Below are 24016 nucleotides of genomic sequence, written 5' to 3'. Positions count from 1 at the left end.
TAGAGGAGCAGCGATGAGTTCGGATCCAAGGACCATTCCCCAGGTCTTGGACCGTATTGCCGACCGGTTCTCCGACCACAATGCACTGGTCACGGAACATCGCACCGTCACGTTCGCCCAGCTGCGGGACGAGGTCCGCAGAGCGGCCGCGGCCATGATCGACCACGGCATCACCGCCGGTGACCGCGTCGCAATCTGGTCCCCCAACACCTGGCACTGGGTGGTCGCCTGCCTGGCCACCCACTACGCGGGAGGCGTCGTCGTCCCCCTCAACACCCGCTACACCGCCAGCGAGGCCACCGACATCCTCTCGCGCACGGGCGCCCCGTTGCTGTTCGCATCGGGTGAATTCCTCGGCGCCGACAAGGCCGCCTCCATCGACCGCTCCGCCCTGCCGCAGCTACGCCACGTGGTCCGGGTGCCGGTCGACAAGGACGACGGCACCTGGGACGAGTTCGTCGCGCGGGGCACCGACCTGGACGCCGTGGATGCGCGCGCCGACGCGGTGCAATCCGACGACGTGTCCGACATCCTGTTCACCTCCGGAACCACCGGCCGGAGCAAGGGCGTGCTGTGTGCACACCGCCAATCGCTCGACGCACCGGCGGCGTGGGCCGAGTGCGGCCGGCTGACGAGCGATGACCGTTACCTGTGCATCAACCCGTTCTTCCACAACTTCGGCTACAAAGCGGGAATCCTTGCCTGCCTGCAGACCGGCGCCACGCTGATTCCCCAGTTGACGTTCGACCCCGAGAAGACGATGTCGGCCGTGCAGGAACACCGAATCACCGTGCTGCCGGGGCCGCCGACGATCTACCAGACGCTGCTCGACCATCCCAAGCGCGCCGATTACGACCTGACGTCGCTGCGGTTCGCCGTCACCGGCGCGGCGACCATCCCGGTCGTGCTGATCGAGCGGATGCAAACCGAACTCGACATCGACATCGTGCTGACCGCCTACGGCCTCACCGAGGCGAGCGGTTTCGGGACCATGTGCCGTCCCGACGACGACGCTGTCACCGTGGCCACCACGTCGGGCCGGCCGATCGCGGATTTCGAACTGCGCATTGACAACCCCGGCAAGGACGACGCCGGCGAGGTGCTGCTGCGGGGACCGAATGTGATGCTGGGCTACCTCGACGACCCCGAAGCCACCGCGGCGGCCATCGATTCCGATGGTTGGCTGCACACAGGCGATGTCGGCACCGTCGACGCGAACGGCAACCTGCGCATCACCGACCGCCTCAAGGACATGTACATCTGCGGCGGGTTCAACGTCTACCCCGCTGAGGTCGAGCAGGTGCTGGCGCGGCTCGACGGGGTCGCCGAAGCCGCGGTGATCGGAGTGCCCGACGACCGACTCGGTGAGGTCGGCAAGGCCTACGTCGTGGCCAAGCCCGGCGCCCAACTCGACGAGGGCACCGTGATCGCCTACACCCGGCAGCATCTGGCGAACTTCAAAACTCCCCGCTCGGTCGAGTTTCTCGATGCGCTGCCGCGAAACCCCGGGGGCAAGGTAGTCAAACCGCTGCTGCGTGAGAGGGCTGGATCTTCCTGATGGACCTGAAATTCGACGACGCGACCCTCGAGTTCCAGTCCGAGGTGCGCGAGTTCCTGGCCAAGAACAGGGACAGTTTCCCGACGAAGTCGTACGACACCGCAGAGGGTTTCGAACAGCACAGGCGTTGGGACAAGGTGCTATACGACGCCGGGCTGTCGGTAATCACGTGGCCGGAGAAGTACGGCGGCCGCGACGCGAGCCTGCTGCAGTGGGTGGTGTACGAGGAGGAGTACTTCCGTGCCGGCGCCCCCGGCCGCGCCAGCGCCAACGGCACGTCGATGCTGGCGCCGACTCTGTTCGCCCACGGAACCGAGGAGCAACTCGACCGCGTCCTGCCGAAAATGGCCAGCGGCGAGGAAATTTGGGCACAAGCCTGGTCGGAGCCCGAGTCGGGCAGTGACCTGGCGTCGCTTCGGTCGACGGCTACCAGGACGGACGGCGGCTGGCTGCTCAACGGGCAGAAGATCTGGAGTTCCCGCGCGCCGTTCGGGGAACGCGCCTTCGGGTTGTTCCGTTCCGACCCCGAAGCCGAACGCCATCGCGGCCTGACGTACTTCATGTTCGACCTCAAGGCCGACGGCGTCACCGTCCGACCCATCGCGCAACTCGGCGGTGACACCGGTTTCGGTGAGATCTTCCTCGACGACGTGTTCGTGCCCGACAAGGACGTCATCGGCGACGTTCACGAGGGCTGGCGCGCAGCGATGAGCACATCGAGCAATGAGCGCGGCATGTCACTGCGAAGCCCGGCCCGCTTCCTGGCCCCCGCCGAACGGCTTGTGGCGCAGTGGAAAGAAAACCCGGACCCGGCCTATGCCGAGCGGGTGGCCGACGCGTGGATCAAGGCCCAGGCCTACCGGCTGCACACGTTCGGCACGGTGACACGCGTTGCCGCGGGCGGTGAACTCGGTGCCGAGTCCAGTGTGACCAAGGTGTTCTGGTCGGACCTCGACGTTGCCATCCACCAAACCGCCCTGGATATGCGTGGTCCCGACGCCGAACTTGCCGACAACTGGACCGAGGGGTTGTTGTTCTCGCTCGGCGGACCGATCTACGCGGGAACCAACGAGATTCAGCGCAACATCATCGCCGAGCGCCTGCTGGGCCTGCCGCGAAAGTAACCACATGAACTTCGAATTGGACGAACAGCAGCGCGATTTCGCCGCCAGCATCGACGCAGCGCTCGGCGCGGCAGACCTGCCCGGTGCGGTTCGGGCCTGGGGCGCCGGGGATGCGTCGCCGGGCCGCAAGGTGTGGGCGCAGCTGACCGATCTCGGCGTCACGGCGCTCCTCGTGCCGGAGAAGTACGACGGCATCGACGCCCATCCGGTCGACCTGGTGGTCGCCGCCGAACGGCTCGGCCGGTGGTGTGTTCCAGGCCCGGTGGCCGAATCCATTGCGGTCGCGCCGATTCTGCTCGCCGACGACGAGCGTTGCGCCCGCTTGGCGTCCGGTGAGCTGATCGCGACCGTCGCCCTGACGCCGCAGGTACCCAGGGCCGTCGACGCCGACACCGCGGGCCTGATCTTGGTGGCGGCGGACGGTGAGGTACGTGACGGCACCGCAGTAACCCAGCGGGAGTCGGTCGACCCGAGCCGAAAGCTGTTCGACGTCAACCCTTCAGGTGACGGCAGAGCGGCCGACGTGGCGCGTGCCTATGAGTTCGGTGTGCTTGCCACGGCGGCCCAGCTGGTGGGCGCCGGCCAGGCGATGCTGGACATGTCGGTCGAATACGCCAAGCAGCGCAGCCAGTTCGGCAAGGTCATCGGCGCCTATCAGGCGATCAAGCACAAACTCGCCGACGTGCACATCGCGGTCGAGCTGGCCCGGCCGCTGGTGTACGGCGCGGCCCTGTCGCTCGCCGACAACTCGGCCGACACGGCGCGTGACGTGAGCGCCGCCAAGGCCGCAGCCGGCGACGCGGCGCTGCTGGCGGCTCGCTCCGCGCTGCAGACACATGGCGCGATCGGATTCACCCAGGAGCATGACCTCTCGTTGTGGCTGCTACGTGCGCAGGCGCTGCGCTCGGCGTGGGGAGATCCCGCTGTCCACCGTCGGCGCGTACTGGAGGCCCTCTCATGAGTGAAGAACGCCAACTGCTGCGTGAGACCGTCGCTGCCCTGGTCGACAAACACGCCTCACCCGCCGCGGTGCGTGCGGCGATGGAATCCGAACGGGGATACGACGAATCGTTGTGGACACTGCTGTGCGAGCAGGTCGGCGCGGCGGCGCTGGTGGTGCCCGAGGAGCTGGGTGGTGCGGGCGGTGAGCTCGCGGACGCGGCGGTCGTGCTCGAGGAGCTCGGCAAGGCACTGGTTCCGACTCCGTTGTTGGGAACAATTCTCGCGGAGTTGGCATTGCTGGCCGCAGACGAGCCGGACACCGAAGCGCTCGAGGGTATGGCCGAGGGGACCCGGGTCGGCACGGTGGTCTTCGACCCCGACCATGTGATCAACGGGGACATCGCCGACGTGGTGGTCGGGGCGGACGGTGACCGGTTGACCCGGTGGACCGAGTTCATCGCGACGCGCCTGGACGCGATGGACCTGACTCGCCGGCTGGCCAGTCTCGAGGTTCAACAGAGCACCGATATCGCCGCGGACCCGGGGCTGGCCGATGCCGCCGCGCTGCTGCTGGCCGCCGAGCAGATCGGTGCCGCATCGCGTTGCCTCGATCTCACGGTGCAGTACACCAAGGACCGGGTGCAGTTCGGCAGGCCCATCGGCAGTTTCCAAGCACTCAAGCACCGGATGGCCGACCTGTACGTCGCGGTTCAGTCCGCGCGTGCGGTGGTCGACGAGGCGATCGCCGCACCGTCACCGACCTCGGCCGCCCTCGCCCGGTTCTCGGCGAGCGAGGCATTGACCAAGGTCGCCGCCGAAGCCGTTCAGATGCACGGCGGTATCGCGATCACCTGGGAGCACGACATCCAGCTCTATTTCAAGCGCGCACACGGCAGCGCACAGTTGCTCGGGCCTCCGCGCGAGCACCTGCGCCGCCTCGAATCCGAGGTGTTCTAGCGTTGGCCGGTGAGCTTGCGACGTAGGCTCGCGGCAATGTTGAGCTTCGTCGTGGATCAGAACCTCGGCTTGCCCGCCTGCGACCAGCCGTGGACGACACTTCTCGCGACAGCCGGGATCACCGCGACCGAGAGCACCGACCTCGCGGGGATCGACCGGGCGCTTGCGCAACATCAGCCGGACATCGCGTATGTCCCGGCACCCAGCTTGCACCGCTTGCTACGAAGCGGTGATCACCATTACCGCGGCCTGGCGATCGCAACGTCGAAGTTCACCGGCGAGCCCCGCCAGACCAGCGTGCTCGTGGTCCGACGCGACGACCCGGCTACCGGACTGGACGACCTGGCCGGCGCGCAATGCGGTTACATCAACGCTTCGTGCACATCGAGCTACTTCGCTCCCGCCATCCTGTTCACCAGGCAGCCGCCGATGGAATTCGTTGCGGTTCCCCCGTGGCAGGGACAGGTCGATGCCGTTGTCGCCGGCCGGGTCAGGCCGCCGGTCATCCTCGTCAGCGAATCTCTCGACAAAGCCTCCTGTGCAACGCTTCTCGACGCTCTGATCACCTGGATTCCTGATTGGAAGGGCGTGTACGGCGCCCTCAAACCGTTCTACTACGCCGACGTGCACGGGTTCTTCCATGATCTCGACCAGCTGACGGAGTGCTCCCGATGAGCGTCGCGATGCGCGCGGGGATCCCCCCGTTCTACGTCATGGACGTATGGCTGGCCGCCGCCGAACGGCAGCGCACCCACGGCGACCTCGTCAACCTGTCCGCGGGCCAACCCAGCGCGGGCGCTCCTGCAGCCGTGCGGGCTGCAGCCAAGGAGGCGCTGGAGACCACCGTCCTGGGCTATACCGTCGCGCTCGGGATCCCGGAACTGCGCGCGGCCATCGCGCATTCCTACCTGGATCGCCATGGGCTGCAGGTGGATCCGGATGACGTGGTCATCACCACGGGCTCGTCGGGTGGCTTCCTGCTGGCGTTCCTTGCCAGCTTCGACGTCGGCGACCGGGTGGCGATCGCCAGCCCGGGCTACCCCTGTTACCGAAACATCCTCTCCGCGCTGGGTTGTGAGGTCGTGGAGATACCCTGCGGCGCCGCAACCCGCTTTCAGCCGACGGTGCAGATGCTCGAGGAACTCGATCCGCCCGTACACGGCGTCATCGTCGCCAGTCCCGCCAACCCGACCGGCACGGTGATCCCGCCGGACGAGCTCTCCGCGATCGCTTCCTGGTGCGCATCGCGCGGGGTGCGCCTGATCAGCGACGAGGTGTACCACGGTCTGGTCTACGAGGGCGCTCCCGCCGTCAGCTGCGCCTGGGCGACATCGCGGGATTCGATTGTGGTGAACAGCTTCTCGAAGTACTTCGCGATGACCGGCTGGCGGCTCGGCTGGCTGTTGGTGCCGAAGGAACTGCAGCGGGCGGTCGACCGTCTCACCGGAAACTTCACCATCTGCCCGCCGACTCTGCCGCAGTACGCCGCCGTCGCGGCGTTCACCCGGGAGTCCATCTCGGAGTCCGACGCGCTGCTGCACCACTACGCCGCCAACCGCGGGATGCTGCTCGACGGGCTCCGGAGCCTCGGCATCGACCGCCTGGCACCGACCGATGGGGCGTTCTATGTCTACGCCGACGTCTCGCATCTGACCTCGGATTCGCTGTCGTTCTGTTCGAAGTTGCTCGCCGACACCGGAGTTGCGATCGCACCGGGTATCGACTTCGACCCGACCCGCGGCGGATCCTTCGTCCGGCTGTCGTTCGCGGGTCCCTCGTCGGACATTGACGAGGCCGTGCGACGCATCGGCGCATGGTTGGCTTGAGGTTGCGCGCGGTATGAGCGGTGCCGCTGCGCGCGCACCGCTGTTGGCCGCCGGCTTCACCACGGCCTTCGGGGCACATGCTGTGGCCGGCATGCTCGGCACGACCACCACCGGCACCGCCGCCTCACTGCTGACCCTCGGTGCGCTGCTCGCGATCTACGACGGGGCGGAGGTGGTGCTGAAGCCGGTTTTCGGGACACTGGCCGACCGCATCGGCGCGCGCACCGTGCTCATCGCCGGGTTGCTCATCTTCGCCGCAGCGTCGGCGACGTACGTGGTGGCCGACGATCCGGCGTGGCTGTGGGTGGCGCGATTCGGCCAAGGCATCGGCGCGGCCGCCTTCTCCCCTGCCGCCTCCGCCCTCGTCGCGCTGCTGACTCCGGCGGGCTCCCATGGCCGCGCCTTCGGCACGTACGGGTCCTACAAGTCCGTCGGCTACACGCTCGGGCCGCTACTGGGCGGGCTGCTCGTGACACTCGGCGGTTTGCAACTGCTTTTCGCGGTGCTGACCGTCCTCGGGGCCGGCGTCGCACTGTGGGCCGCCGCCGCGGTACCCGCCGTCACTCCGCAGCCGCGGCGACGTCAGGCACTGCTCGATACCCTGCGCAGATTCACCGAAAGCTCCTTCGTCACTCCGACACTCGCGCTGGCCGCAGCCACCGCGGCCCTGTCGGCTGGTGTCGGTTTCCTTCCGGTTCTCGGTACGCAGGCCGGCCTGAGCCCGGTCGTGACCGGCGCCGTCGTCTCTGTGCTCGCGCTGGCCACCGCCGTTGCACAGCCCGTGGCCGGGCGCTTGTTCGACGCCGGAAGGATCACCCTGGGGGCCGGCATCGCGTGCGGATTCGTGCTCACCACTGCCGGTGCGGCCAGCGCGATATCGCCCGGCCTCACCGGGCTGCTGTGTGCCGCCGTTGTGATCGGTGTGGGCTGCGGCGTCATCACACCACTGGCCTTCACGATGCTGGCGCAGACGACGCCCGCGGAGCGGCTCGGCCAGACGATGGGCGCCGCGGAGATCGGGCGGGAGAGCGGTGACGCCGCGGGTCCCCTCATCGTCGCGTCGATCGCGGCGGCTTCCTCCGTACCACTCGGATTCGTTGGGCTGGCCGTTATCGTGACCGCGGCAGGCGCGGCCGCGGCCGGTTCTGAGCGGCGTCGGGGACGCACGGCGCCGCGCTGACCAGGCCGCAGTCACTTGTCGGTGCCAGTGTGTAGCGTCTCGGGCATGTTCGAATATCAGTTCGATGTGGACCCGGGCGCTTCCGAGGCGGACTTACGAGACGCAGTCGAGCGATTCGAGCGGTTGAAGTCCTGCGCCGCCGCGGCACAAGCCCGCGCGACCGTGCTGTGGAAAGAGAAACGCCGCGCCGCCGAAGAGGCCGCTGGTGTGCCCGCGAACCGCCGGGGCCGCGGCTTGGCGACAGAGGTCGCACTCGCACGACGCGATGCGCCGGTGCAGGGCGGCCGTCACCTGGGCTTTGCGACGGCTCTGGTTGACGAGATGCCCTACACCTTGGCGGCTTTGGAGTCCGGAGTGCTCTCGGAATGGCGCGCCACCCTGATCGTGCGCGAGTCAGCTTGCTTGAGTGTCGAGCATCGTCGCCGACTGGATGCGGAGATGTGCGGCGACACCGCGCGTCTTGAGGGGTGGGGTGACAAGCGGATCGCCGCGGAAGCCAAGAAGATTGCCTGTGCGCTCGACGTCGAAGCGGTCGTGGATCGCAGCGCCAAAGCCGCTGCCGACCGATGCGTCACCATCCGTCCGGCCCCCGACACGATGACGTGGGTTACCGCCCTGCTGCCCGTCGCGCAGGGTGTCAGTGTCTACGCGGCGTTGAAACGCGCCGCCGACACCACGTTCGATGACAGGTCTCGCGGGCAAGTGATGGCCGATACCTTGGTGGAACGGGTCACGGGGTGTCCGGTCGAGCAGCCCGTGCCGGTCACGCTGAACCTTGTGATGGCCGACACCACACTGTGGGGTGACGACGATTCACCCGCGTGGCTCGACGGATACGGTCCGCTACCGAGTTCGATCGCGAGAGCACTGACCGTTGATGCGGCCACCGACGCCGCCGTCAAGGCGATGCTGCGGCGTCTGTACCGCCATCCGGTCAGCGGTCAGCTCGTCGCCATGGAATCCCAAGCCCGCACCTTTCCAAAGGGTTTGGCGGCATTCATCGGAATTCGAGACCAGACGTGCCGCACTCCTTACTGCAACGCACCGATACGCCACCGCGACCATGCGGTGCCGCGGCACCGAGCCGGGCAAACGAGTGCGTTGAACGGGCTAGGCGAATGCGAGGCCTGCAACTACGCCAAGGAAGCGTCCGGCTGGTCGGTGGTGACCAGTGATCGCGACGGCGTACACAGCGCCGAATTCACGACGCCCACCGGTGCAACATATCGATCGACCGCGCCGCCGCTGCCCGGTCCACCCGTGCGATCCGTCAGCATGATTGAAGGCCGGCTCAGCGTCGACCTGGTCACGTTCGACGCTGCGTGACGTACCAGTCGAGCAGGTCCGGGTCGTCGACGGCGCTGCGCTCGACCACCTTCGCGGCGTCGGCTCCCTGGAACAGCTTCTTGATCGGCACCTCGAGCTTCTTGCCTGTGCGGGTGTGCGGCACACCCGGCGCGGCGATGATCTCGTCGGGCACATGTCGCGGCGAGACTTCCTCGCGGACGGTGTTTTTGATGCGCTCGCGAACCTCGTCGGTCAGTTCGGCACCCTCGGCGAGGACCACGAAGAGAGGCATCCAGTATCCGCCGTCAGGTTCGTCGACGCCGATGATCAAGGCTTCGGCCACCTCGGGCAGCCGTTCGACCGCCTGATAGATGTCGGCGCTGCCCATTCGGATACCGTGCCGATTCAAGGTCGAGTCCGAGCGGCCGTGCACGATGATGCTGCCGTGGTCGGTGATGGTGATCCAGTCGCCGTGTCGCCACACACCGGGGAACATCTCGAAATACGCTGCGCGGTAACGCGACCCGTCGGGATCGTTCCAGAACCCGACCGGCATCGACGGCAAGGGCTGGGTCACCACCAGCTCGCCGACCTCGTTGCGCACCGGGTTGCCGGACTCGTCCCACGAGTCCAGCGCGCATCCGAGGTAGGGCGCCGACAACTCACCCGGCCACACCGGGACCGTGCGGACCCCGCCGATGAAAGCGGACACTACGTCGGTGCCGCCGCTGATCGACGACACCTGGACATGTTCACCGACGTTGTCGCGCAACCACAGCGACGACGACGGAGGAAGCGACGAGCCGGTGATGCCGACCGTGCGCAACGCCGACAGGTCGTGCTCCTTGCGCGGCACCGCGCCGGCCTTCGCGCAGCCCAGCACATAACCCGGGCTGGTCCCCAGCACGGTCGCCTTGACCCGCGCCGCGATCTCCCAGAGCGCATCCGGACGCGGTGCGTTGGGACTGCCGTCGTAGCAGACGATCGTCGCCCCGACCAGCAGGCCGGCCACCTGGAAGTTCCACATCATCCAGCTGGGGCTGGTGTACCAGAAGAAGGTGTCGTCAGCTCCGATGTCCGACTGCAGGCTCACGGCCTTGAGGTGTTCGACCAGCACACCGCCGTGCCCATGCATGATGCCCTTGGGCAGCCCCGTGGTGCCCGAGGAGAACAGGATCCACAGCGGGTGGGCGAAGTCGACCGGTGTCGTGGTCAACTCCTTGCTGCTGCTGCCCGCGAGGTCGGGTGCCATCACCGTCGCACGCAGCGTCGGTAATCCCTCTTGCAGCGCGGCGATGTCGGCGCACTTGTCGTGGAACTTCCCGCCGTAGGTATAGCCGTCGGTGGTCACCAACACCGTCGGTTCGAGCTGCCCCAGACGGTCGAGCGCGGCCTTAGCCGAATAGTCCTGGCCGCAGGCGCTCCAAATCGCACCGATGCTGGCGGTCGCGAGGAATGCGATCACGGCCTCGGGAATGTTGGGCAGATAGCCGACGACCCGGTCGTCGACGCTTACGCCGAGGTCGCGCAGCGTCTGTGCGAATGCCGCCGTGCGTCCCAACAACTCGGTCCACGGCACGTCGACCGGATCCCCGCCCTCGCGCAGGTACACGATGGCGGGCCGGTCCGACCGGGCGTTGCGAATCACCTGGTCGACATAGTTGAGCTGTACGCCCGGAAACCACTGCGCCCCAGGCATTTCAGTGGATGCGAGCACTTTTTCCGGGCGGTCACCGAGGTCGAAGTAGTCCCACAACGCGGCCCAGAACGCATCCGGCTCGTCGGTCGACCACTGCCACAGCGACTCGTAGTCGGCGTGGTTTCGGCCGGTGCGGCGCTGCAGGAACTGTGCGAAGTCGGTGACCCGCGCTCCGGCGACATCGGCTTCGGTGGGTGTCCATTGTGGGGTGGCGGTCATCGGGCACTCCACCCGCCGTCCATCGTGTACGACGCTCCGGTCACCATCACCGCGTCCGGCGAGGCGAGCCAGGTCACCAGGGAGGCAACTTCTTCGGGTTCGACAAGTCGCTTGATTGCGCTCTCCTTCAACAGAATGTCGGCGACCACCTTATCCTCGTCAATGCCGTGGGTGCGGGCCTGATCGGCGATCTGCTTGGTCACCAGCGGGGTCCGCACGTAGCCGGGGTCGACGCAGTTGCTCGTGACACCGTGCGGCCCGCCTTCCAGGGCCGTCACCTTCGACAACCCTTCCAAACCGTGCTTGGCGGTGACGTAGCCGCTCTTGTACTCCGATGCGCGCAGACCGTGCACCGATGAGATGTTGATGACGCGCCCGAACTTGCGGTCGTACATGTGCGGCAACGCCGCACGGATCAATAGGAATGGCGCTTCGAGCATCAACGCGAGGATGAAGCGGAAGCGCTCGGGCGGAAACTCGTGGATTGGGCTGACATGCTGTACCCCGGCGTTGTTGACCAGGATATCGGTCTGCAGCCGAAGCTCCTCGAGCGCTGACGCATCGGAAAGGTCTACCGCCCAGGCCTTTCCGTTGATCTCGTCGGCGACCTTGTTGGCGCCGCCCTCGTCGAGGTCCGCGACGGTGACCGTAGCCCCACACTCGGCCAAGGCACGCGCACACGCCGCGCCGATCCCACTTGCGCCGCCGGTGACCAAAGCGGTGCGACCATCGAGATCGCTCATACGACACCCGCTTTGGCGAGTTGCTCACGATCGGCTGCGTCCAGTGTCGCGAGATCGAGGCCCTTGGTCTCACGGTTGAACAACGCAGCCACCAGGGTGATCAGCGAAGCGCCCGCGAGGTAGAGAGCGATCGGCACCGCCGAGCCGAACTTGTCGAGCAGCCAGGTGGCGATGGCCGGCGCGAGCGATCCGGCGATGATCGATGTCACCTGATACCCGAGGGAGACACCGGAATACCGCATGCGGGTCGGGAACATCTCGGCCATGATCGCCGGTTGCGGTGAGTACATCAGCGCGTGGATGACGAGCCCGAGAATGATGGCTGCCATGATCAGCGCGTAGGAGCCGCTGTTCATCATCGGAAAGGCAAAGAAGCCCCACGTGCCTCCGAGGACCGCCCCGACGATGTACACCGGCCGTCTGCCGAACCGATCGGACAACCGCCCCACTTGTGGGATCACCACGAAGTGCACCGCGTGCGCGACCAGCAACCACCACAGGATGTCGCTGGTGTCCGCGCCGACATGCGTCTTGAGGTAGACGATCGAGAAGGTGACCACCAGGTAGTACATGATGTTCTCGGCGAACCGCAGGCCCATCGCGGTGAAAACGCCACGGGGATAACGCTTCAGCACCTCGACCACGCCGTACGAAACGGCCTTGACGCGCTCGACCTCTTCTTGTGCGGCCACGAAGATCGGAGCATCGGTGACCTTGGTCCGGATGTAGTAGCCGATCAGCACCACCACCGCCGACAGCCAGAACGCGACCCGCCATCCCCAGGACAGGAACGCCGTCTCCGGCAGCGCGGCGGTCAACACCAGCAAGACGACGGTGGCGAGCATATTGCCCACCGGCACCGCCGCTTGCGGCCAGCTGGCCCAGAAGCCGCGCCCGTCGTTGGGGCTGTGCTCGGCGACGAGCAGGACCGCTCCACCCCATTCGCCTCCGACCGCGAAGCCCTGCATGAACCGCAGGACCACCAACAGGATCGGCGCCCACACGCCGATCTGCGCATAGGTCGGCAGGCACCCCATGAGGAAGGTGACGGCGCCGACCAGCAGGATCGCGAACTGCAACAGCTTCTTGCGCCCGTACTTGTCGCCGAAGTGACCAAAGACGATGCCGCCCAGGGGCCGTGCCACGAATCCGACGGCATAGGTCAGGAGTGCGGCGATCAGGCCGCTGGCCTCACTGGTGCCTTCTGCGAAGAACACCTTGTTGAAGACGAGAGTGGCGGCGGTGGCGTAGAGGAAGAATTCGTACCACTCGACGACGGTGCCCGCCATCGAGGCGACCACGACGCGTTTGAGTCCGGTGGGAACCGGCGCGGCGGCGCTGTCGGCATTGGTGACACCCATCGCAGACTCCTTCGGGTTGTGATGGCGGACAAGTCGCTTGTGAGTATTCCCGCAGATACGTCACCGGGCAATGGCGAAAGATGCAGGGAGTATCTGCAAAAATGCACATATGACCCAGCCGTCGGGTCGGCGACGACCGAGCGCCGATGACCTCCTGGTGCTGCTGGCGGTCGGCCGGTCGGGCCGGTACAACGCGGCCGCGGAGGAGCTGGGCCTCAACCACACCACGATCTCCAGGCGTATCGCAGCACTCGAGGAGTCGGTGGGGGGACGCGTGCTGGCCCGCGGCGCGGGCGGATGGGAACTCACCGAACTCGGACGCGAAGCGCTGGCCGCAGCGGAGGTCATCGACTCGGCCGTGCGCTCGCTGGCCGTCGACCCCGCCGGCGAACGTGCGCTCGAGGGCGTCGTCCGGATCTCGGCCACCGACGGCTTCTCCGCTTATATCGCCGCCCCCGCCGCCGCCCGTGTGCAACGGCAGCATCCGAATGTGGCCGTCGAGATCGTCGCCGCCACCCGCCGCGCGACCCAGCAGAGGTCCGGGCTGGACGTCGAGGTCGTCGTCGGCGAACCGCGAGTGCATCGGGCCAGGGCGATCAGGCTCGGTGATTACTGCCTCGGCCTCTACGGCTCCCGTGACTACCTGGCCGAGCACGGTACGCCGACCACCATCGCCGACCTGAACCGTCATCCGCTTGTCTATTTCATCGACTCGATGTTGCAGGTCGACGACCTCGATGCGGCGACGAGTTTCGCACCCGCGATGCGGGAGTCCGTCACGTCGACGAACGTTTTCGTCCACGTAGAGGCGACCCGCGCCGCCGCGGGACTCGGGCTGCTGCCCTGCTTCATGGCCGACCGCCACGCCGATCTGGTGCGCGTCCTGCGCGGCGAGGCGTCGGTGCGGCTGACGTACTGGCTCGTCACCCGTGGTGAAACACTGCGCCGGCCCGAGGTGGCGGCCGTTGTGGACGCGATCCGCGACCGGATGCACGACCAGCACGACGTGTTGCTGGGCAAGGGTTAACGTCGTCGGTATGCCGTTCATCGACCACCCGAAAGGCCGGCCCTACTACCGCCACTGGGCATCGGCGCAGCCGCGCGCGGCGGTGATCTTCCTGCACGGCTTCGGCGAGCACACCGGGCTCTACCACCGCTACGGCTTTGCGCTCAACGCCGCGGGCTTCGACCTGTGGGCGGTCGACCAGTTCGGCCACGGTTTGAGCCCGGGCACCCGCGGAGACTTCGGATCAACCGAGGACAGCTCCTCGCTTGCCGACGCCCTGATCTCGCTCGCCGAAAGTGCCACGCCCGGAATACCGTTGATCGCACAAGGGCACTCCTTCGGCTCGATCGTCACGCTGTTCCGGCTGCTCGACCAGCCCGACCGTTATGCCGGCGGGGTCGTCTCGGGCGCTCCGCTGGTGCCGATCCCGGCGATGCTCGACAACGACACCGCACTGCGCCTCGAGCCCAGTTGGCTGTCCGACGACCCGTTCTACCTCGACCTGCTGGCGACCGACCCGCTGGCATTCGTCGATGCCGACGGTGTGGCGCTGACACGGGAACTCGACCGGGCCTGGGACCGGTTCGGCGCCGTCCTGCCGAAGCTCGCGGTGCCGACGCTGGCCGTGCACGGTTCGAATGATCCGATCGCTGCGGTCGGGGCGGTGCGGGCCTACTCCGAGCAGATCGATTCGTTGCGCCTGGCCGAATTCGAGGGCGCTCGTCACGACGTTCTCAATGAGACCGTGCACCGGGAGGTTACGGCCGCGATCGTCGGCTTCATCGACGAGTTGTTGTAGCGCTAGAGCCAGGTGTCGTCGGTGGTGGCGGTGAGGAAGGCCTCGAGGTCGTCGCGCCATTGCGCGGGCGTGTTCTTCTCCGGCTCGATACCGGTGTACTGCCCGCGGTAGAACAGCAGGGGCCGCGGCTTGCGGTGCGGGACGTCCGAGAGCGAATGCACCGCGCCGAACACGACGAAGTGGTCGCCCCCGTCGTGCACCGAATGCACCGAGCAGTCGATGTGAGCGAGCGTGCCCTCGATGACCGGTGAGCCGAGTTTTGACTGATACCACTCGATTTCGGCGAACTTGTCGGGCTCCTTGGAGCCGAACCGCGCCGAGACGTCCTTCTGGTTCTCGTGCAGCACGTTCACGCAGAAATGACCGCTGGCCTCGATGGCCTGCCACGACCGCGACATCTTCGTCGGGCAGAACAGCACCAGCGGTGGATCCAGGCTCAGCGCGGCGAACGACTGGCACGCGAATCCGATCGGCACGCCGTCGTGGATCGTGGTGATCACCGTGATGCCAGTGCAGAACTGCCCGAGCACGCTGCGGAATGTGCGCGGATCGATCGGTTCGGCCGCCATTATCGAGTGATCTTCACCGTCACTTGAAGCCGACGCTGAAGTCGTGGCCCCACAGGCTGACCGCGGTGCTTTCCCGCGCGACCCAGTCTTCGTTCTCGACTTGCAAGCCCTCACAACCGAATTCGACGTCGAAACCACCCGGCGTCTTCATGTAGAACGACAGCATCTTGTCGTTGACGTGGCGGCCCAGCGTCGCCGACATCGGAACCTTGCGGCGCAACGCGCGGTCCAGGCAGAGCCCCACGTCGTCGGCGCTTTCCACCTCGACCATCAGGTGCACGATGCCGCTCGGCGTCTCACCCGGCATGAACGCCAGGCTGTGGTGGCGCGGGTTGACGCCGAGGAAGCGCAGCCAGGCGGGCGCGCCGTCGGCGGGCCGTCCGACCAGCTGGGGCGGCAACCGCATCGAGTCACGCAGGTGGAAACCGAGGACGTCCCGATAGAAGTGCAGCGTTTCGGCGTCGTCACGGGTGGTCAGCACCACGTGGCCCAGGCCCTGCTGCTCGGTGACGAACTTGTGGCCGTACGGGCTGACGACGCGGCGGTGCTCGAGCGCGACGCCGTGGAAGACCTCGAGCGTGTTACCGGACGGGTCGTCGAAGCGGATCATCTCGTCGACCCGGCGTTCGGTCAGCTCGGCGGCCGAAGCCTCCTTGTACGGCACACCTTGGATGTCGAGCCGGTTCCGGATGTCCTGCAACTGCTCGGCATTGGCGGTCTCCCAGCCGGACTGCAGGAGACGGTCGTGCTCTCCCGACACGATCACCAATCGGGCCGGGAACTCGTCCATCCGCAGATAGAGCGCGCCGTCGGTCTGGCCGGAGCCCTCGACCATGCCGAGCACCTTCAGGCCGTACTCGCGCCACGCCGCGACGTCCGTCGCCTCGATTCGAAGGTAGCCAAGCGATTTGATGGTCATCGCATGCCCTCCCGAGAAGGTTTCAAGAAATCGATGGTGAGTTTGTTGAATTCGTCGAACTTCTCCAGCTGAGCCCAATGTCCGCACTGCCCGAAGACGTGCAGCTGCACGCGCGGAATCTGCTTGAGCGCCACCAGCGCGCCGTCGAGCGGGTTGACGCGATCTTCGCGGCCCCAGATCAGCAGGACCGGTTGGCGCAGCTTGTACACCTCGCGCCACATCATGCCGAGCTCGAAGTCCGCGCCCGCGAACGACATTCCCATCGCCTTGGCCGCGGCCAGTGACTCGGGCTGGCTGGCGATCTCGAACCGTTCGTCGATCAGCTCACCGGTGATCAGCTTCTGGTCGTGAACCATGATGCGCAGGAACTTCTCCATGTTCTCGCGCGTGGGCTCGGCGGTGAACTTGCCGAGCAGTTTGACGCCCTCGGTGGGGTCGGGCGCGAAGAGATTGACCGACAGCCCGCCGGGCCCCATCAGCACCAGCCGGCCTGCCCGCTTGGGATTGTCGAGTGCGAACCGCACCGCGGTCCCCCCGCCGAGCGAATTGCCCACCAGCGCAGCGCGTTCGATGCCCAGGTGGTCGAACAACCCGAGCACCGCGTTCGCGCTGTAGCGGTTGTACTGCTCGTGCTCGGTGTGCTTGTCGGAGTGGCCGTAACCGGGCTGGTCCACGGCGATGACGTGAAAGTGCCTGGCGAGCACCGCGATGTTCTTGGAGAAGTTCGACCAGCTCGATGCGCCGGGTCCGCCGCCGTGCAGCAACACAACCGTCTCAGAGTGGCCGACGCCGGCTTCGTGGTAGTGCAGCCGCATGTCTCGTTCACCAGCGCGAACCTGCGCGTACCGAGACGTCGATTCGAAGGTGACCTCGACCTGCTGCTCGGTTTCCTGGATGTATGAGGTCATCTGGCCTTCCCGTTAAACCATCGTGTCCTGCGGCGGCAGCCCGAACTCGTTGTTGCCGAAGATCAGGTAGGCGCGTTCGGGATCGTTGGCGGCGTGTACACGCCCGGCGTGGGCGTCCCGCCAGAACCGTTGCACCGGTGCGTCGTTGCTCAACGCGGTGGCACCGGAAGCCTCGAAGAGGCGGTCGATCGAGGCGATCGCACGGCCGGTCGCGCGCACCTGGTCACGGCGGGCGCGGGCGCGCAGCTCGAACGGAATCTCCTCGCCCGCTTTCAGCAAGGCGTACTCGTCGCCGACATTGCCCATCAGCTGACGCCAGGCCGCGTCGATATCGCTGGCGGCCTCGGCGATCCGGATCTTGGCGAACGGATCGTCCTTGGCCTTCTCCCCCGCAAACGCCGCGCGCACCCGCTTGCCCTGATGTTCGACGTGCGCGTCGTACGCGCCGTACGCCATACCGACGATGGGCGCGGAGATGGTGGTGGGATGCACTGTGCCCCACGGCATCTTGTAGACCGGTGCGGTGTTGGTCTCCAGCCCGCCCGCGGTGCGGTCGTTCATCGCCTTGTAGGACAGGAAGCGGTGCCGTGGCACGAACACGTCCTTGACCTTGAGCGTGTTGCTCCCGGTTCCCTTAAGACCGACCACATGCCACACGTCGTCGATCTCGTATTCGGAGCGCGGGATCAAGAAGCTGCCGAAGTCCACCGGCTTGCCGTCCTTGATCACCGGGCCGCCGACGAACGTCCAGGTGGCGTGGTCACAACCGGACGACCAGTTCCACGAACCGTTGACGATGTAGCCGCCGTCGACGACGGTGCCCGCCCCCATCGGCGCATACGACGAGGAGATCCGCACGGCGGGATCGTCGCCCCACACCTCCTCCTGCGCCTTCTGGTCGAACAGCGCGAGGTGCCAGTTGTGCACGCCGATGATCGAGCTGACCCAACCGGTCGAGCCGCAGACGCTGGCAAGGCGGCGCACCGCCTCGTAGAAGAGCGTCGGATCGCACTGCATGCCGCCCCACTGCTCGGGCTGAAGCAGCTTGAAGAAGCCGACCTCGTTGAGTTCGTTGACCGTGTCGTCGGGGAGGCGGCGCAGGTCTTCGGTGGCCTGTGCGCGTTTGGCGATCAGCGGCAGTAGGTCGTCGATCCCGGCTAGGACCGACTGCACGTCACGCTGTTCAATGGACGTCACTGATGTGCCTCCCGGGATAGGACGGACTGCGATGAGCGCTCGCGCGAAGAGCCCACAACTGCGATGAGCACTCACGCGAAGCGCGAACCGCTTAGCCGTCAGATTAGAACACGTTACGATTCGTGTCGAGTAGGGCATACCTGTAGGACCTGGACCTGCACACATGCATTTCTGTAACCTGTTCTAGTTATCGCCCTGGGTCGCAGGGCTGGCGGACGTGAGAGGTGGACGCGAAAGTGACCGACGAGCCGCTCGGCAGCCACGTGCTCGAGCTGGAACTTGCCGATGTCGTCACCGAGACCGACGACGCGCGCTCGCTGGTGTTCAGCGTGCCCTCCGGCGCCGATATCCCCGCCGAACGGTTGCGCTATGCGCCAGGACAGTTCCTGACACTGCGCGTGCCCAGCGACCGGACGGGTTCGGTGGCGCGCTGCTACTCCCTGTGCAGTTCGCCCTTCACCGACGACCGGCTGACCGTCACCGTCAAACGCACCGCCGACGGGTACGCCTCGAACTGGCTGTGCGATCACGCGCACGTCGGCATGAAGATCCACGTCCTCGCGCCTTCGGGCACCTTCGTGCCCAAGACGCTGGACACCGACTTCCTGCTGCTTGCCGCCGGCTCCGGGATCACGCCGATGATGTCGATCTGCAAGTCGGCGCTGGCCGAGGGCAGCGGCAAGGTCGTGCTGATCTACGCCAACCGGGACGAGACGTCCGTCATCTTCGGCTCGGCGCTACGTGAGCTCAGCGAGAAGTATCCCGAGCGTCTTGTCGTCGTGCACTGGCTGGAAACGGTGCAGGGTCTGCCGAGCGCGGCGGCGCTCGCCGCGCTGACCGCTCCCTACACGAGTCACGACGCCTACATCTGTGGTCCGGGGCCGTTCATGGCCGCGGCCGAGGAGGCGGTCAAGGGCGCGGGCATGCCCGCCGAGCGGGTGCACATCGAGGTGTTCAAGTCGCTGGACTCCGATCCGTTCGCGGCGGTGGTCATCGAGGAGGACGACAGCGACGAGGGTCCGGCCACCGCGATCGTCACGCTCGACGGCGAAACCCACGAGGTGCGGTGGCCCCGCAACGCCAAACTGCTCGACGTGCTGCTGGACAAGGGGCTCGACGCGCCGTTCTCCTGCCGCGAGGGCCATTGCGGCGCGTGCGCGGTGCTGAAGAAGAGCGGCGACGTCGAGATGGACGTCAACGACGTGCTCGAACAGTCCGACCTCGACGAGGGGCTGATCCTGGGCTGCCAAGCCCTGCCCCGCTCGGATTCGGTCGAAGTCACCTATGACGAATAGCGCGCGGGCTAGCATTCGCCGCACGTGGAAGGGGAGCAACGTGACGAACCGGCTGACCGGCGTCGCTGCGGCGATCTCGGTGATCCTTCTGGCGCTGACGGTCATGGCACCCACCCCGACGGCGGCCGCGGCCGTCGACACCGCGGACTCGTCGGTTCCGGTCGACCCCGGCACCAACCTCGAGATGCACGTGACCGCGAACTGCATCGCGGCCGAGGCCAAGTGCTTGTTCGACGCCAACGCCAACCTGCGCCGCGGCCCAGACGTTCTCGGCTTCCCCGGCGACCTGTGGGCCCGCCAGACCACGACGCTGCGCACCATGGATCGCAGCGTGTACATCAACTTCAACTTCGATGCGCCCAACACCCGGTCGTTCAAATCGCTGACCGACGTGGAGTTCACGACCATCTACTTCGGGGGCGGTCCGCCCGAGAAGTTCCAGTTCCACGGGATCGCCTGGCCGGTCGATCAGCGCACCGGTGCGCCCCGCACCGACGTTCCGCTGATCGTGTGCTCGCACATCCAGGTGGTCTACGGCGGGGTCAACATCACCTCGCCGGACGCGTGCGCACAGGCCGCGTTCAGCTAACGGGGCAGCCCGGCGCGCTTATCCGGTTGATTACAAGCACCAGCTGCGTGCGATCAACCGATTAGGCGACCCGGCCGCGTTCAGCTAACGGGGAAGGCCGAGAAGCCGTTCGCCCGCGAGGGTGAGCAGGATCTGCTCGGTCCCGCCCGCGATGGTCAGGCACCGGGTGTTGAGGAAGTCGAACACCGTCGAGTTCTCGACCACGCCGCCGCCCTCGGACAATTCCATCCGCAGTTCGGCGAGCGCCTGCCGGTAGCGCACGCCGATCAGCTTGCGCGCGCTGGCCTGCGGGCCGGGATCCTGGCCTCCAACAGCGAGTTCGGCGATCTTCTGGTCCAGCAGTGAGCCGACCTGAGCCGCCACGATCAACGAACCCAACCGGTCCTGGCCGGCCACGTCGAAGTCCAGCGTGGCGACCTGTTTGAGCAACTCCTCCATCGGGTTGCCCAGCGCGGTGCCGTGAGCCATCGCGACCCGCTCGTTCGCCAGCGTGGTGCGCGCCAGCCGCCATCCGTCGTTGACCTGGCCGACCACCATCTCGTCGGGCACGAACACCTCGTCGAAGAACACCTCGTTGAACAGGTTGTCCCCGGTGATCTCGCGCAGCGGGCGGATGTCGATGCCCGGTGATTTCATGTCGACGAGGAAGTACGTGATCCCCTTGTGCTTCGGCGCATCCGGATCGGTGCGCGCAAGGCAGACACCCCACGCGGCCTTGTGCGCCGCCGAGGTCCACACCTTCTGACCGGTCAACTTGAAACCGCCGTCGACACGAACCGCCTTGGTGCGCAGCGCCGCCAGATCCGATCCGGCGCCTGGCTCGGAGAACAGCTGACACCACAGCAGTTCGCCCCGCAGCGTCGCGGGTACGAACTTCTCGATCTGTTCGGGGGTGCCGTGCTCGAGAATCGTTGGCGCAGCCCACCATCCGATCACCAGGTCCGGCCGGGTGACTCCGGCGGCCGCCAGCTCCTGGTCGATCAACAACTGCTCGGCGGGGCCGGCACCGCGGCCGTACGGCTTGGGCCAGTGCGGTGCCTGCAAGCCCGCATCGGCGAGCGCGGCCTGCTGCTTCTCGACGGGCAACGCTGCGACTTCCGCGACGGCAGAGGCGATCTCGGGTCGCAGGTCGGCAACCGACTCGAGATCGATGCGCAGGTCACGGCGCACACCCTGTTGCGTCAACGCCGCAACTCGGCGCAACCAGCGCGGCGCTCCGCCTAGGAAGTGCGAAATGCCGTAGGCGCGCCGCAGATACAGATGCGCGTCGTGCTCCCAGGTGATCCCGATGCCGCCCAGCACCTGGATGCAGTCCTTGGCGTTGGCCTTGGCGGCCTCGATCCCGACGGCGGCCGCCACCGCCGCGGCGATCGAGAGCTGGTTGTCGTCGCCCTCCGCGACCGCCCTTGCCGCGTCCATCGCGGCCACCGAGGCCTGCTCGGACCGCAGCAGCATCTCGGCGCACATGTGCTTGATGGCCTGGAAGCTGCCGATGGGCTTGCCGAACTGCTCGCGCACCTTCGCGTACTCGGTCGCGGTCTGCAACGCCCAGCGCGCCAGACCCGCGGCCTCGGCCGCCATGACGGCGGCGGCGATGTCGATCACTCGCTGTGCGGGAGCGCCGACCGCCTCTGCGGGCGCAGATTCGAGTACGACGCGCACCAGCGGCCGGGAGAAGTCGGTGGCCTTGTGCGGTTCGACGGAGACGCCGTCTGCACCGGCGTCCACCATGACGAACACGTCTCCGGCCGGCACCAGCAGCACCCCGGTGGGATCGGCCCCGAGCACGTAGTCCGCGGTGCCCGAGGCCCGGCCGTCGGCGAACCGCACGTCTGCCGTCAACGCCGCCCCGGCGACCCGCTCGCCCGAAGCCAGCGCCTGCAGCACTTGTGGCGCCTCGAGCACGAGCGTGGCCAGTGCGGTCGTCGCAACGGGACCCGGCACCAGCGCGGCCGCCGCCTCGTCGACCATCGCGCACAGATCGTCGACCGTGCCGTCGGCACCGCCGAGCTCCTCCGGCAGCGCCACCCCGAAGATCCCGAGTTCGGCCAAGCCCGAATAGGCTCGGCGCCAGGCGTCCGCCTGCCCCTGCTCGACGTCTCGCGCCGCCGCGACGACGCCGGAAGCGCTTGCCCAGTCACGCACCAGCTCCCTGGCGGCAGCCTGGTCGTCGGCCATGGTCCCCGGGGATGCGAGCGACACCGTGCACTCCTAGCTATTGGGTGAGAAGACGGTGCTCCTCACTAGAACGTGTTCTAATAGTGCCAGCGACCGACCGTCAAGTCGACCGCCATTACAGCAGGACACGTCGGTGCCATCGGGGACATCGGGGTGAGAGAAAATGCATCGGCATGCGTATCGTTTTCAGCGAGAACGCAGAGCGAAGGAGAAACCCGCCGCATGTCCGGCCCGTCTCAGCCAGCAGCCGCCAACCCGGGCTCGCAGTCGGATTCTCGACCGCGTCAGGTGATGAACGTGGCCGTCCTGTCCGAGTCAGAGCTCGGCTCGGAAGCCCAGCGCGAGCGCCGCAAGCGCATCCTGGACGCCACACTGGCCATCGCCTCCAAGGGCGGCTACGAAGCTGTCCAGATGCGAGCTGTGGCCGAACGGGCCGACGTCGCGGTCGGCACCCTGTACCGGTACTTCCCGTCCAAAGTGCACCTGCTGGTCTCGGCGCTGGGGCGCGAGTTCGAGCGGATAGACGCCAAGACCGACCGCGCTGCGCTTGCCGGTGGCACGCCGTACCAGCGGCTCAACATCATGGTGGGCAAGCTCAACCGCGCGATGCAGCGCAATCCGCTGTTGACCGAGGCGATGACGCGGGCGTTCGTGTTCGCCGACGCGTCGGCGGCCGGTGAGGTCGACCACGTCGGCAAGCTGATGGACTCGATGTTCGCCCGCGCGATGAGCGACGGTGAGCCGACCGAGGACCAGTACCACATCGCGCGCGTCATCTCCGATGTCTGGTTGTCCAACCTGCTCGCCTGGCTGACCCGACGGGCCTCGGCAACCGACGTCAGCAAGCGACTGGACCTCGCGGTGCGGCTGCTGATCGGCGACGGAGAGCACCCTAAGATCTAGGCGTGCTTCCCGCGGATCTGCAGCGCGCGCTCACCGCGGCCGCCGCGGCGCCGCGGTTGCTGATCACCTCCGACTTCGACGGCACGCTCGCGCCGATCGTCAGTGATCCGGCCGATGCCCGGCCACTCGCCGACGCCGCAGAGGCCTTGGTCGCGCTGGCCGACCTTCCCGACACGGCTTCCGCGCTGATCTCCGGACGCGCGCTCGACGTGTTGCGCGAGTTGTCGGGGATGCCGGCCGCGGTACATCTGGTCGGCAGCCACGGCGCCGAGTTCAACACGGGCTTCGCCCACGAGGTCGACGACGTTCTCCTGCAACGCATCACGTCGGCACTGCGCGAGATCGCCTCCGGCAAGCCTGGTGTCACCGTCGAGACCAAACCTGCCAGTGTCGCCCTGCACGTGCGCAACGCCTCGGCGAGCGATGGCGCGGCCGCCCTCTCCGCGGCCCGCGAGGCGGCGACGGATTGGGATGCGCAGCTGACCGAAGGCAAAGCGGTGCTGGAGTTCGCGGTGATCCAGACCGACAAGGGCGAGGCGATCGACATCCTCCGAGAGCAGGAGAACGCGACCGCGGTGGTGTTCTTCGGCGATGACGTCACCGATGAGAAGGCGTTCCGCCGCCTTCGCGGCGACGATGTCGGGGTGAAGGTCGGGCCGGGCGAGACACTGGCGGCCTATCGGGTCGAGGCGCCCGAAGACGTTGCCGCGGCGTTGATTCACCTGCTCGACGCGCGGCGCTCGCGGTCGCGATGACG

Annotated in this window: 22 protein-coding genes; 14 read left to right on the top strand and 8 right to left on the bottom strand. The window is 67.1% G+C overall.

The annotated features are described in order from the left end of the window. The first annotated feature begins 13 nt into the window (after positions 1-13). Genes fadD3 through AU198_RS09825 form a run of 8 tightly spaced genes read left to right on the top strand, consistent with a single transcriptional unit; the run spans position 14 to position 8913 of the window. Complete coding sequence (fadD3, locus tag AU198_RS09860) at positions 14-1558, top strand: 3-((3aS,4S,7aS)-7a-methyl-1,5-dioxo-octahydro-1H-inden-4-yl)propanoate--CoA ligase FadD3 (RefSeq protein WP_064347923.1); 1545 nt, start codon at positions 14-16, stop codon at positions 1556-1558. Further along, entirely contained in the window at positions 1558-2682 is a 1125-nt protein-coding gene (locus AU198_RS09855) for an acyl-CoA dehydrogenase family protein (RefSeq protein WP_064347922.1), read from the top strand. The genes fadD3 and AU198_RS09855 overlap by 1 nt, the downstream gene beginning before the upstream one ends. Positions 2683-2686: 4 nt before the next feature. Further along, a complete protein-coding gene (locus AU198_RS09850; RefSeq protein ID WP_064347921.1) occupies positions 2687-3643 on the top strand; it encodes an acyl-CoA dehydrogenase family protein in 957 nt (318 codons plus the stop codon). After that, positions 3640-4581 carry an acyl-CoA dehydrogenase IpdE2 gene (gene ipdE2, locus AU198_RS09845; RefSeq protein ID WP_064347920.1) on the top strand — a complete coding sequence of 314 codons (942 nt, stop codon included), beginning with the start codon at positions 3640-3642 and terminating at the stop codon, positions 4579-4581. The genes AU198_RS09850 and ipdE2 overlap by 4 nt, the downstream gene beginning before the upstream one ends. 9 nt (positions 4582-4590) lie before the next feature. Further along, complete coding sequence (locus AU198_RS09840) at positions 4591-5256, top strand: PhnD/SsuA/transferrin family substrate-binding protein (protein ID WP_231744623.1); 666 nt, start codon at positions 4591-4593, stop codon at positions 5254-5256. After that, complete coding sequence (locus AU198_RS09835; protein ID WP_064347918.1) at positions 5253-6407, top strand: pyridoxal phosphate-dependent aminotransferase; 1155 nt, start codon at positions 5253-5255, stop codon at positions 6405-6407. The genes AU198_RS09840 and AU198_RS09835 overlap by 4 nt, the downstream gene beginning before the upstream one ends. A 13-nt stretch (positions 6408-6420) precedes the next feature. Beyond that, positions 6421-7587, top strand: a complete 1167-nt coding sequence (locus AU198_RS09830; protein WP_064347917.1) for an MFS transporter — start codon at positions 6421-6423, stop codon at positions 7585-7587. Positions 7588-7632: 45 nt separating this feature from the next. Continuing rightward, entirely contained in the window at positions 7633-8913 is a 1281-nt protein-coding gene (locus AU198_RS09825; protein WP_064347916.1) for an HNH endonuclease, read from the top strand. Here the strand turns inward: AU198_RS09825 and AU198_RS09820 are convergent. The 3 genes from AU198_RS09820 to AU198_RS09810 are packed head-to-tail and all read right to left on the bottom strand — an operon-like array spanning position 8894 to position 12896. Next, positions 8894-10792: an acetoacetate--CoA ligase gene (locus AU198_RS09820; RefSeq protein WP_064347915.1), complete on the bottom strand. Its 1899-nt coding sequence runs from the start codon at positions 10790-10792 to the stop codon at positions 8894-8896. The two genes, AU198_RS09825 and AU198_RS09820, sit on opposite strands and share 20 nt — an antisense overlap. Beyond that, positions 10789-11535: a 3-hydroxybutyrate dehydrogenase gene (locus tag AU198_RS09815; protein WP_064347914.1), complete on the bottom strand. Its 747-nt coding sequence runs from the start codon at positions 11533-11535 to the stop codon at positions 10789-10791. Before AU198_RS09815 ends, AU198_RS09820 begins: the two co-directional genes overlap by 4 nt. Continuing rightward, positions 11532-12896 (bottom strand): MFS transporter, encoded by a 1365-nt coding sequence (locus tag AU198_RS09810; protein ID WP_064347913.1) that lies wholly within the window; start codon positions 12894-12896, stop codon positions 11532-11534. Before AU198_RS09810 ends, AU198_RS09815 begins: the two co-directional genes overlap by 4 nt. 70 nt (positions 12897-12966) lie before the next feature. Between AU198_RS09810 and AU198_RS09805 the strand changes: the two genes are divergently transcribed. Together AU198_RS09805 and AU198_RS09800 are read left to right on the top strand one after the other, a co-directional pair. Beyond that, positions 12967-13923 (top strand): LysR family transcriptional regulator, encoded by a 957-nt coding sequence (locus AU198_RS09805; protein WP_064347912.1) that lies wholly within the window; start codon positions 12967-12969, stop codon positions 13921-13923. Positions 13924-13933: 10 nt separating this feature from the next. Further along, entirely contained in the window at positions 13934-14701 is a 768-nt protein-coding gene (locus tag AU198_RS09800; protein WP_064347911.1) for an alpha/beta fold hydrolase, read from the top strand. 2 nt (positions 14702-14703) lie between these two features. Here AU198_RS09800 and hsaB read toward each other — a convergent pair whose 3' ends face one another. The 4 genes from hsaB to hsaA are packed head-to-tail and all read right to left on the bottom strand — an operon-like array spanning position 14704 to position 18294. Then, a complete protein-coding gene (hsaB, locus tag AU198_RS09795; RefSeq protein ID WP_064347910.1) occupies positions 14704-15270 on the bottom strand; it encodes a 3-hydroxy-9,10-secoandrosta-1,3,5(10)-triene-9,17-dione monooxygenase reductase subunit in 567 nt (188 codons plus the stop codon). 19 nt (positions 15271-15289) lie between these two features. Beyond that, entirely contained in the window at positions 15290-16189 is a 900-nt protein-coding gene (gene hsaC / locus AU198_RS09790) for an iron-dependent extradiol dioxygenase HsaC (RefSeq protein ID WP_064347909.1), read from the bottom strand. Continuing rightward, positions 16186-17097: a 4,5:9,10-diseco-3-hydroxy-5,9,17-trioxoandrosta-1(10),2-diene-4-oate hydrolase gene (gene hsaD, locus AU198_RS09785; RefSeq protein ID WP_064347908.1), complete on the bottom strand. Its 912-nt coding sequence runs from the start codon at positions 17095-17097 to the stop codon at positions 16186-16188. The genes hsaC and hsaD overlap by 4 nt, the downstream gene beginning before the upstream one ends. A gap of 12 nt (positions 17098-17109) precedes the next feature. After that, complete coding sequence (hsaA, locus tag AU198_RS09780; RefSeq protein ID WP_064347907.1) at positions 17110-18294, bottom strand: 3-hydroxy-9,10-secoandrosta-1,3,5(10)-triene-9,17-dione monooxygenase oxygenase subunit; 1185 nt, start codon at positions 18292-18294, stop codon at positions 17110-17112. A gap of 236 nt (positions 18295-18530) precedes the next feature. Between hsaA and AU198_RS09775 the strand changes: the two genes are divergently transcribed. Both AU198_RS09775 and AU198_RS09770 read left to right on the top strand, forming a co-directional pair. Next, on the top strand, positions 18531-19589 hold the full coding sequence (locus tag AU198_RS09775; protein WP_064348194.1) for a ferredoxin--NADP reductase: 1059 nt from the start codon (positions 18531-18533) through the stop codon (positions 19587-19589). Positions 19590-19629: 40 nt separating this feature from the next. Beyond that, the gene (locus tag AU198_RS09770) at positions 19630-20178 is read left to right on the top strand and encodes a hypothetical protein (RefSeq protein WP_174523718.1); all 549 of its coding nucleotides are present in this window, start codon (positions 19630-19632) and stop codon (positions 20176-20178) included. An 84-nt stretch (positions 20179-20262) separates the two neighbouring features. Here the strand turns inward: AU198_RS09770 and AU198_RS09765 are convergent, their stop codons facing one another. Beyond that, a complete protein-coding gene (locus AU198_RS09765) occupies positions 20263-22356 on the bottom strand; it encodes an acyl-CoA dehydrogenase family protein (RefSeq protein ID WP_064347906.1) in 2094 nt (697 codons plus the stop codon). A 297-nt stretch (positions 22357-22653) separates the two neighbouring features. Between AU198_RS09765 and kstR the strand changes: the two genes are divergently transcribed. Both kstR and otsB read left to right on the top strand, forming a co-directional pair. Beyond that, entirely contained in the window at positions 22654-23259 is a 606-nt protein-coding gene (gene kstR / locus AU198_RS09760) for a cholesterol catabolism transcriptional regulator KstR (RefSeq protein ID WP_197416085.1), read from the top strand. A 2-nt stretch (positions 23260-23261) separates the two neighbouring features. After that, positions 23262-24014 (top strand): trehalose-phosphatase, encoded by a 753-nt coding sequence (gene otsB / locus AU198_RS09755; protein ID WP_064347904.1) that lies wholly within the window; start codon positions 23262-23264, stop codon positions 24012-24014. Positions 24015-24016: the final 2 nt, after the last annotated feature.

Source organism: Mycobacterium sp. GA-1199 (assembly GCF_001500045.1).
In the GTDB taxonomy this organism is placed as follows: domain Bacteria; phylum Actinomycetota; class Actinomycetes; order Mycobacteriales; family Mycobacteriaceae; genus Mycobacterium.
The sequence above is the reverse complement of the archived record's forward strand: the minus strand, read 5'-3'. Positions and strand labels throughout refer to the sequence as shown.